This window comes from Diaphorobacter ruginosibacter, from assembly GCF_040396215.1.
GTDB lineage: Bacteria > Pseudomonadota > Gammaproteobacteria > Burkholderiales > Burkholderiaceae_C > Diaphorobacter_A > Diaphorobacter_A ruginosibacter_A.
Window position 1 is genome coordinate 17,026 of sequence record NZ_JBEBOW010000034.1, and the last position, 10,390, is coordinate 27,415.

Sequence of the window (10,390 nt, forward strand, 5' to 3'; positions counted from 1 at the left end):
CGGCAGTCGCTTCTTATCCTAACTGCACCGGCACGAAAATGCGCGTGCCGTCACGCTGCACCAGCAGTGCCACGGACTTCCCGGCCTTGGCGATGGCGCTGCGCACCTGCTCCACATCCTTGGCCGGCATGCCATTGACCGCCAAAAGCACGTCGCCCGCCTGGATGCCCGCCTTGGCCGCGGGGCCTTGCGCGTTCTCGATCAGCAGGCCGGCATCAACGCCGATTTCCTTGCGCTCATCGGCCTGCAGCGGCCGCAGCGAAACACCCAGCTTGCCATGCGCGACCTTGCCATCGCTGCTCGCCACCTTGGCGGTCTTGTCGCTGGCATTGCCAAGCGAGGCCACCAGATCCACCTTCTTTCCCTCGCGCCACACGTCCATGTTCAGCTTGGAGCCGGGAGCCAGCATGCTCACGAATGCGGGCAGGTCGCCCGAGCCCACGATCTTCTGGCCGTTCACGCTGCGGATCACGTCGCCCGACTGCAGTCCGGCCTTGTCCGCAGGGCTTCCCTTTTCCACATTCGACACCAGCGCGCCTTCGGGGCTTTGCAGGCCGAACGAGTCCGCCAGCGTCTGGTTCACCTCCTGCACCATCACGCCCAGGCGTGCGTGCTCGACCTTGCCGGTGGAGACGATCTGATCCTTCACGCGCGTCGCCACTTCGATCGGGATCGCAAACGACAGTCCCTGGAAGCCGCCGGTGCGGCTGTAGATCTGCGAGTTGATGCCCACCACCTCGCCGCGCGCATTGAACAGCGGGCCACCCGAGTTGCCCGGATTCACCGCCACATCGGTCTGGATGAAGGAAACCGCGCTGTCGTCGGGCAGCGAACGGCCCTTGGCGCTCACCACGCCAGCGGTCACGGTGTTTTCAAAGCCATACGGCGAGCCGATGGCAAGCACCCAGTCGCCGACGTTCAGCGCCTTGGTGTCCCCGATCTTCACGGTGGGCAGATTCCTGGCCTCGATCTTCAGCACCGCCACGTCGGTCCTGGGATCGGAGCCCAGCACCTTGGCCTTGAATTCACGGCGGTCGGTAAGCTTGACCGTCACCGTATCAGCATCCTTGACCACGTGCGCGTTGGTCAGCACGATGCCGTCGGAGCTCACGATGAAGCCCGAACCTTCACCGCGCACCGGCACATCGCGCGGCATCTGGCGCTGCTGCATGCCGGGAGTCGGGAAACCGAACTGCTTGAAGAACTGATAGAACGGATCATTCGGATCGATGCGCTGCTGCGCCGCGGACGGCGCGTCATCATCGTCGTCATCACCGACAGACGCGTGGCGCGTGCCACTCACGCTGATGTTCACGACGGCCGGGCCGTTTTGCTGCGTGATCTGCGCAAAGCTCGGCAGCGTCGCCGCCGACATGCCAGCCCCGTTGCCGGCGGCGACGCTCGCCACCGGAGTCTGTTCGGCGCGCACGAAATGGCTGGAAGCCATGCCCGCGCCCGCGCCGCCAATCACGCCCGCCGCCACCAAAGCGACGACGAGACCACGTGGGGTTTTCGAAATAGTGTTCATAGATTCAACCTTGCCTTTCCTCGGCGGACCTCTACCGGAGTTCCATGGAGGGATAGTTTGAATACCGACACTTAAGCAAGACTTAGGGCGTTCGCTCGACCCGCCTGGCCCCCCAGCTCACACCGTTCCAGCCATGAAAAAAGGCTCCCCGGCGGGAGCCTCTCTTGATTTCCGGCCCGGACCGATCACCCCTGATCGCCTGCTCCAGAAAACCCAATACAACGCATATACGACGCATGCCTGACGATTGATTCGCGCAGTGGATTCCTAGCGCTTCAACAAATCCAGCACCTTCTCGGGCGGACGGCACAGAAGCGCGTTTTTGCCGCTCGCCACGATGGGGCGGTTGAGCAGCACCGGGTACCGGGCAATGGCCTCCAGCAGTTGCGCATCCGACACGTCATCCGCATCCAGCCCCAGTTCCTTGTAGACAGGCTCCTTGGCGCGGATCACCTCGCGCACGGGCATGCCGAGCAGACCGATCAACGCCTGGAGCTGCCCCGCGTCCAGCGGCTTTGCGATGTAGTCAACGATCTCGGGCTCGATGCCGTGCTCGCGCAGAAGCGCCAGCGCTCCACGCGAATTGCTGCAGCGGGTGTTGTGATAAATGGTGAAGCGCTCGGTGTGGGATGGCTTTTTCATGCGAGCAAGTGTACGCATGGCGGATGGCCCATGCTTGCCCTGCCCAAGCCCAGCCCATATCCACGCCCGCGCGGCGGTTTCACGACTTGCGCAGTTCGTCCACGCGCGCGTGCAGGTGCTGGCTCCACGCGCGCCGGTCGCGGCCATCGGCCTTCTCGGGTTCGCCGTAGTGGAGCACGGCCACGATGGGCGGGGCCGCCAGCGTGCGCCAGATCGATCCCAGCAGGGTCTCGTCGCCGATATAGCTCGGAGCGTAGCTGATGCGGCCGCTGGCCTTGTCCACGAAGCGCAGCCCCACGGGCTGGACCGGCGCATCGCCCGCGATCGCCGCCTGCAGCAAATTGGCATGGAACGGCAGCAGCCCGCGGCCATCTCCCGTTGTGCCTTCGGGGAAGACCGCCAGCACTTCCCGCTCCTGGAGCGCCTCCAGCATGCTGCGCACCATGCGCAGCGAATCGCGGCGCGACGCGCGCTCGATATAGAGCGTGCCGGCAGCCGTGGCCAGCGTGCCGACGATCGGCCAGTCCTTCACGTCCGACTTGGAGATGAAGCGGCAGTAGCGTCCCGCGTGCAGCGCCGGGATGTCCAGCCACGAGATGTGGTTGGCGACCATCAGCGCGGGCCCCACCGTCGCCGGCTGGCCGCGCACTTCCAGCGTGACGCCGGCGATGGCCAGCATCCGCAGCGACCACGCCTGAACCCGCGCCTGTTGCTGTCCCGGCGCAAGGCGCGGGAAACGCAGCAGCACGGTCAGCAGTCCATGCACCGCATGGGCCAGCAGCCTGAACCCGCGCCAGATGGCCCTGACCGCTCTCAGCATGAGGCCGCCGTCAAGCCACGGCGCGGCGGCAATGTGGACGCGGCGCGCAAGCTCAGCCGCGCTCGAAGGCGATCTGGCCGCCCACCAGGGTGTATTTCACCCGGCCCGGCAGCTCATAGCCCGCAAACGGCGTGTGCTTGCCCTGGCTGCGCAGCGCATCCGGAGCAACCACCCACGACGCCTTGGTATCGACCACGCACAGGTCGGCGACACCGCCTTCGACGATGCGCCCGACGCTGGCCTGCAAGGTGCCAAGCGACGCGCCCAGCACGCGCGCCGGCTCGGCCGTGACCACGGAGAGCGCGCGCATCAACGGCACGTCCGCATCCTGCGACCATTTGATCGCGGCGGACAGCAGCAGCTCGATACCGGTGGCGCCGGGCTCCGCCTCGGCAAAGGGAAGCACCTTGGCATCCTCGTCCACGGGCGTATGGTCGGAGACGAGCGCATCGATCGTGCCGTCCGCCAGCGCGGCGCGCAGGGCCTCGCGGTCTCGCTGCTGGCGCAGCGGCGGCGTGAGGCGCGCGCGGCTGTCGAAGTAGCCGATGTCGGCATCGGTGAAAGTCAGCGAATTGATGCTGACGTCGCAGCTCACGCTCAATCCCTCGGCCTTGGCCTGGCGCACCAGCTCGATGCCGGCGGCGCTCGAAATGCGGCACAGATGCACGCGCGCGCCGGTGGACTTGAGCAGCTCGAAGATCGTGTGCAGAGCAATCGTCTCGGCCGCCACGGGAATGCCGGGCAGGCCAAGGCGCGTCGCCAGCGCGCCGCTGGCGGCCACGCCCGATCCAAGATACAGCTCCTGCGGCCGCAGCCATACGGTATGGCCGAAAGTGGCCGCATACTGCAGCGCGCGCTGCATCACCTGCGTGCTCTTGAGCGCGACGTCCGCCTGGCTGAAGCCGACGCAGCCCGATTCGGTCAGTTCGGCCATCTCGGTGAGCTCCTCGCCCTTGAGCCCGCGCGTGAGCGCGCCCAGCGGGAACAGGCGCGACTGGTGCAGCTTTTCCGCGCGGAACTTGAGCATCTCCACGAGGCCGGGCTCGTCGAGCACCGGATCGGTGTCGGGCGGGCAGACCAGGGCCGTGACGCCACCGGCAACCGCCGCGCCCATCTCGGATTCGAGCATGCCTTCGTGCTCGTGCCCCGGCTCGCGCAGGCGCGCGGCCAGATCGACCAGGCCCGGCAGCACATGGCAGCCGCTCGCATCGATCACGCGGCTGGGCGTGAAGTCCTTGGGCTCGCGGTCGACCGCGATGATGCGGCCGGCGGCAAGCGCCAGATTGCATACCCGATCGAGACCCGTTGCCGGATCGATGACGCGGCCGTTCTGAATGAGTACTTTCATGATTGAAGTGCCAACTTGGTGCCAGGCATGTCGGCGCGGCTGGCGAACGTATTCGTCACAGCGGTGCCCTGCCGGCGGTACAAACAAAAAACCCAAAAAACCGTTTCTTCCGATGCTGCGTCGAGCACGCCTCAGGCCTCGTTGCCCGCGACGATGGACATCACCGCCATGCGCACCGCGATGCCGAAAGTCACCTGCGGCAATATCACCGCCTGCGGACCATCCACGACGGCGGAGTCGATCTCCACCCCGCGATTGATCGGCCCCGGGTGCATCACGATCGCGTCGGGCTTGGCAAGGCGCAGCTTCTCGGGCGTCAGGCCGAAGCTCTTGAAATATTCCTGGCTGGACGGCAGCAGGGCGCCGCTCATGCGTTCGTTTTGCAGACGCAGCATGATCACCACGTCGCAGCCGCGGATGCCCTCCTCCAGCGTATTGAAGACCTTCACACCCATCTGCGCGAGATCGGCAGGCACCAGCGTGCGCGGGCCCACCACGCGCACCTCGGCGGCACCGAGCGTGGTCAGGGCATGGATGTCGGAGCGCGCCACGCGCGAGTGCAGCACGTCGCCCACGATGGCCACCGTGAGGTTGGAGAAATCCTTCTTGTAGTGCCGGATCGTGTACATGTCCAGCAGGCCCTGCGTCGGGTGCGCGTGACGGCCGTCGCCGGCATTGACCACGTGCACATGCGGCGCCACGTGCTGCGCGATCAGGTAGGGCGCGCCCGACTCGCTGTGACGCACCACGAAGATGTCGGCGGCCATCGCGGACAGGTTGGCGATGGTGTCGAGCAGCGACTCGCCCTTGCTGGCCGAGCTGCGCGCGATGTCCAGGTTGAACACGTCGGCCGACAGGCGCTTGGCCGCGATCTCGAACGTGGTGCGCGTGCGCGTGCTGTTCTCGAAGAACAGGTTGAACACGCTCTTGCCGCGCAGCAGCGGCACCTTCTTGACCTCGCGGTCGTTCACGCTCACGAAGTTGGAGGCCGTGTCCAGTATGTGCGTGATGATGTCCCTGGGCAGACCTTCTGTGGAGAGCAGGTGGATCAGCTCGCCGTTCTTGTTGAGTTGGGGATTGCGCTTGTAAAGCACCGTCAGGCCTCTTTGACTTGGACTTCGAAATGGAATGCGCCGCTGCCGTCCGCTCGCGCGAGTGACAGCGACTGGTTGGAGGGCAGCGTCACGCGCGCCGCCGCGAAGCCAGCTTCGATCGGCAGCTCGCGGCCTCCGCGATCGACCAGCACCGCCAGCTTCACGCTGGCCGGGCGGCCATAGTCATACAATTCGTTGATGACCGCGCGCACCGTGCGTCCGGTGTAGAGCACGTCATCGAGCAGGATGATGTCCGCGCCGTTCACATCGAATGGCAGCACCGTGCTGGTGCTGGAGGCCAGCCCCCGCCGCGCGAAGTCGTCACGGTGCAGCGACGACGACAGCACGCCCGCCTCGCCATCCAGCCCCAGGTCCCTGTGCAGACGCTGTGCAAGCCACATCCCGCCGGAGGCCACGCCCGCCAGGTAGGCCCCGGGCGTGCGCATCGCTCGCACGCCGCGCAGCAGTTCGCGGTACAGCGCCTCGGCGTCCAATGTGAGGTGGCCGCCGGCGGCGGTCTGCGGCGGCGGGGTGGGTTGCGTGGGAGACGAAGAAGCAGTGCTCATGGAAGATTCCTCAAAAACTGTTCCAGGATGATGCAGGCCGAAGCAGCATCGGCGTCCGCCGCGCCCGCGGCGATCGCTTCGGTGGTGCTGTAGCGCTCATCCACTTCAAAAACCTGCAGGCCGAAGCGCCCGCGCAGTTGCCGTGCGAACTTCAGCGCGCGCGCCGTATTCTCGTGCGGTGCGCCGTCGGGGTGGTACGGAACGCCGACCACCAGCGCATCGGGCTGCCACTCGCGGATGCGCTCGGCCACCTGCGCAAAGCGCGCGGCCTCGCCATCCGCCCTGATCGTGCCCTGTGGCGTGGCGCTGCGCAGCATGCGCGTGCCGATGGCGACTCCGGTGCGCCGGAGTCCGAAATCGAAAGCAAGAAAGGACTGGAAATTTTCCGGGACGCTGGGGGAAGGAGCCGAGGTCACCGACATGCCGCCGCTCAAGCGTGTCCCGCCTGGTGGGTGAGCATCCACGACTGCACGCCCAACAGGGACAGCGCACGGTCGTAGCGTTCATCGACGGGGGTATCGAAAATGATGGCCGAATCGGCATCCACCGTGATCCAGGCATTCTCGGCCAGTTCGGTCTCCAGCTGGCCCTCGCCCCACGCGGAATAGCCGAGCGTGACCAACACGCGGCGCGGTCCCGCGCCCTCGGACAGCGCCTCGAGCACGTCCTTGGAGGTGGTCATCTCCAGCCCGCCCGGAATCTGCATGGTCGATGCGTAGGCGGATTCACCGTCCTGCGCAGCCCCCGCGCGCATGGGGTCGTGCAGCACGAAGCCGCGCTCGGTCTGCACCGGCCCGCCCTGGAACACGGGCTCATCCGTCAGGTCGCCACGCCCCAGCGAGAGATCCACCTTGGCCAGCAGGCTCTGCAGGTTGATCTCGGAGGGTTTGTTGATGATGAGGCCCAGGGCGCCTTTCTCGGTGTGCTCGCACAGATACACCACGCTCCTGCTGAACGACGCATCCTCCATGCCCGGCATGGCGATCAGGAAGTGGTTCGTCAGGTTCATGGGCACGGGATCTGCAGGCATCTCTCCATTTTAGCGGCGAAGGGGGACCTCTCCGCGCAGTGGGGGAAACAGGGGCCTTGGCTCTGCAGCCTTTCACCTTCGCGAGAGGGCAGAACGGGAAAGGGGCCGCCAGCGTGAAGCCGCGGCCCCCGAAGGCGGGGGAAAGCCCGGCTGCTACCCCGCTTCCGCCTGGGCTTCCAGCATCGAGTAGTGCTGCACCAGGCCCAGCAGTTCCTCGTCGGAATAGGGCTTGCCCAGGTAATGGTTCACGCCCAGCTCCATCGCGTGCTCGCGATGCTTCTCGGCAATGCGCGAGGTGATCATGATGACCGGCAGATCCTTCAGGCGCGCATCCGATCGGATGTTGCGCGCCAGATCGAAACCATCCATGCGCGGCATTTCGATGTCCGAGAGCACGACCGTCGGGCGCTCTTCCTGCAGGCGCTCCAGCGCCTGCAGCCCGTCCGCTGCCAGGCTCACGCGATAGCCCTCGCGCTGCAGCAGACGCTGGGTGACGCGGCGCACCGTGATCGAGTCATCGACGACCAGCACCAGCGGCACCTGGGGCGCCGCCTGCGCCAGGGCCGCTGGCGCGGCGGGCGCGCCCACGGCGGGCGCATCCGCATCCGCAGGCTGCACCGCCGCTCCGGCGGCCTCGGCCACCTTGTCGCCATACACCGTGGCCAGCGCCACCGGGTTGTAGATCAGCACCACGGCGCCCGAAGCCAGCACCGACATGCCAGCCATGCCCGGCATGCGCGAGAGCTGCGGGCCCAGGTTCTTCACCACGACTTCCTGATTGCCCAGCACTTCATCGACGTGCATGGCGATGCGGCGGGCCGCGCTTTGCAGGATCACCACCGGACGGATCTTGGCGTTGGCTTCCGTGCTTCGTGGCGACGATTGCAGCAACGCTCCGGCCCAGTAGAACGGCAGGCGTTCATTGCCTTCCTCGAACTCCTGCGTGGCGTATGCGCTCGCCAGTTCCTGCGCGGTCGTGCGGCGCACCACCGACACCAGGCTGGCCGGAACGCCGATCGAGAGGCCGCCCGCCCGCAGCATCACCACCTGCGTGACCGCCGTGGTCAGCGGCAGCACCAGGCGGAACGACGAGCCCTGGCCCACCGTGCTCGATGTCTCGATACGGCCGCCCAGCGCGTTCACCTCGGTGCGGACCACGTCCATGCCGATGCCCCGGCCCGACAGTCCGGTCACTTCGGCGGCGGTGGAGAAGCCCGGCATGAAGATCAGGTTTGCCGCATCCACGTCCGTCACCGGCGTATCGGCGCCGATCAGCCCGCGCTCGACCGCCTTCTCGCGGATGCGGACCACGTTCAGGCCCGCGCCGTCATCGCGGAATTCGACCGACACGTCATTGCCTTCCTGGCGCAACGCGATGGTGATCGATCCGCTCGCCGGCTTGCCGGCGGCCAGCCGCGCGTCCGGGCTCTCGATGCCGTGCCCCACGCAATTGCGCAGCAAGTGCTCGAACGCGGGAGTCATCCGGTCGAGCACCCCCCGGTCCATCTCGATCATGCCGCCCAGGATGTCCAGCTTGATCTGCTTGCCCGTTTCCTTGGAAGACTGGCGCACCAGGGCGTACAGGCGCTCCGAAATGCTGTCGAACTCCACCATCCGGGTGCGCAGCAGATCGCGCTGCAGCTCCCGTGCCTGGCGGCCCTGGCTGACCAGGTCGTCCTCCGCGCCCTCCATCGCGCGCTGCAGGTTGCGCTGCACGGTCGCCACGTCGTTGACCGACTCGGCCATCATGCGCGTGAGCTCCTGCACGCGGGTGAAGCGGTCGAACTCCAGCGGGTCGAAGCCCGCCGCCGTGTCCTTGGACAGCGCCAGGCGCGACTGCATCTGCGTTTCCGCCTGCACTTCGATGTCGCGCAACTGCTGGCGCAGGCGCTCCAGATTGCCGGTCAGGTCGGTCAGAGAGCTGCGCATCTGCACCATGCGCGCATCCAGGCGCGAGCGCGCGATCAGCACCTCGCCCGCCTGATTGACGAGCCGGTCCAGCAACGGCGCGCGCACGCGGACGGTCTGGCCGGCCTGCGCGCGGCCCTGGGCCAATTGCAGCGTCAGCGGCCGGGCCAGTTGCGGCGCCGGGCCCTCGACGGCCGCAGGGGCCTCCTCGAGGGCGGTTGCCGCTTCAGGCTCTGCGGGCTCATGCTGCCCGGCCGTCCATTCCGGCTCGGCCTGCGGGTGGCGCAGCGCCTCGAAGGCTTCCTGCAAGGTATCCAGTTTGACGAGCAGCGGCTCGATCTCCTCGCTTCGCGCCGCGTCCTTGTCGATGTGCTCGACGTCGCTCTCCATGCGATGGGCCATCTCGCCCAGCCGCATCGCGCCCGCCAGACGTGCGCTGCCCTTCAAGGTGTGCAGGGCGCGCAGCAGATCGCTGCGCGCCGCAAGATTGCCCGGGTCCGCCGACCACTGGCGCAGCGCGCCGCCCAGCTGGGGCAGCAGTTCGATGGCTTCTTCCTCGAAGATCGGGAACAGGTCGGGATCGACCACGTCCACCGCATCGAATTCGTCATGGCTGCGCTGCACCCTATCGATGGCCTGCGGCGCCTGGGCCGCAGGCTCGGGGGCGGCCACGGAAGCCGGCTGCCCGGATTCCTCGCGCAACGCGGCCAGGGGCGCCATGCCGCTGACCAGTTCGGCATTGAGCACGTCCTGCAATTGCCCGATCAACTGCGGGTTCGGAGTTTTCAGGAATCCCGCCGCGAACTGATGCAGCAGGCGGCGAATGTCATCCGCGACAGCCTGGAACACCGCGAGCTGCGCGGGGACGCCATACTGCTGCGGCTGCACGTGCTGCAGCGCATGTTCGAGCAGGCGCGCCATGTCCGAGAGCCCCGAGAAGCCCACGGTCGCGGAGCTTCCCGCCAGTGAATGCGCACGCGCGATGGCCGACTCGGGCACCGGCCTGTCCGAATCGTCGAGCCAGCCCTGCAGCTCGGCGATGAGCCTTTGCGACCATTCCTCGGCCTCGCCCAGATAGACGTTGTAGAGCGGCAGCGAAATGCGCAGGGAGCCGATGACCTTGGTCGAGTCGTCCGCGGCCTCGAGCCCCGGCCGCTGCGTGTCGGGCTCGGGCAGTTCGGCCTCCTGCTCCTGCTCCGACACCAGCTCCTGCTCTGGCTCGGGGGCCGGCACCTGCCCTGATCCGGGCTTCGCCTCCCGCTCGTCTTCTTCCTGCACGAATTCGGCGTCGGATGCATGCGGGGCGAAGAATTCGAACGCGTCCGCCCCCGCCTCGGGGCCGGATCCGCTCTCGAACGCCTGGAAATCAGCCTCGGAAAGCTCCTGCACCTGCAGCCCGTCGGCAAGACCCGCGGGTTGAACCTGCACGTCCTGTCCGGGATCGATCGGCTCCG

At 67.1% G+C, this 10,390-nt stretch carries 9 protein-coding genes; all 9 read right to left on the reverse strand.

Going from position 1 to position 10,390, the window contains the following annotated elements; genetic code table 11:
• Positions 1-13: 13 nt before the first annotated feature.
• On the reverse strand, positions 14-1,528 hold the full coding sequence (locus ABWP92_RS06530) for a DegQ family serine endoprotease (protein WP_353234558.1): 1,515 nt from the start codon (positions 1,526-1,528) through the stop codon (positions 14-16).
• Between the two features lie 267 nt (positions 1,529-1,795).
• Positions 1,796-2,170, reverse strand: a complete 375-nt coding sequence (arsC, locus tag ABWP92_RS06535) for an arsenate reductase (glutaredoxin) (protein WP_353234559.1) — start codon at positions 2,168-2,170, stop codon at positions 1,796-1,798.
• Positions 2,171-2,249: 79 nt separating this feature from the next.
• Positions 2,250-2,990 (reverse strand): lysophospholipid acyltransferase family protein, encoded by a 741-nt coding sequence (locus tag ABWP92_RS06540; RefSeq protein ID WP_353234560.1) that lies wholly within the window; start codon positions 2,988-2,990, stop codon positions 2,250-2,252.
• 52 nt (positions 2,991-3,042) lie between these two features.
• Entirely contained in the window at positions 3,043-4,338 is a 1,296-nt protein-coding gene (locus ABWP92_RS06545; RefSeq protein ID WP_353234561.1) for a dihydroorotase, read from the reverse strand.
• 131 nt (positions 4,339-4,469) lie between these two features.
• Positions 4,470-5,432 (reverse strand): aspartate carbamoyltransferase catalytic subunit, encoded by a 963-nt coding sequence (locus ABWP92_RS06550; protein WP_353234562.1) that lies wholly within the window; start codon positions 5,430-5,432, stop codon positions 4,470-4,472.
• Between the two features lie 2 nt (positions 5,433-5,434).
• Complete coding sequence (gene pyrR / locus ABWP92_RS06555; RefSeq protein ID WP_353234563.1) at positions 5,435-5,998, reverse strand: bifunctional pyr operon transcriptional regulator/uracil phosphoribosyltransferase PyrR; 564 nt, start codon at positions 5,996-5,998, stop codon at positions 5,435-5,437.
• Complete coding sequence (ruvX, locus tag ABWP92_RS06560) at positions 5,995-6,420, reverse strand: Holliday junction resolvase RuvX (protein ID WP_353234564.1); 426 nt, start codon at positions 6,418-6,420, stop codon at positions 5,995-5,997. The genes pyrR and ruvX overlap by 4 nt, the downstream gene beginning before the upstream one ends.
• A gap of 8 nt (positions 6,421-6,428) precedes the next feature.
• The gene (locus ABWP92_RS06565; protein WP_353234565.1) at positions 6,429-7,028 is read right to left on the reverse strand and encodes a YqgE/AlgH family protein; all 600 of its coding nucleotides are present in this window, start codon (positions 7,026-7,028) and stop codon (positions 6,429-6,431) included.
• A 153-nt stretch (positions 7,029-7,181) separates the two neighbouring features.
• Positions 7,182-10,390 (reverse strand): hybrid sensor histidine kinase/response regulator (locus tag ABWP92_RS06570; RefSeq protein ID WP_353234566.1); only part of this gene is annotated, 3,209 nt, incomplete at its 5' end.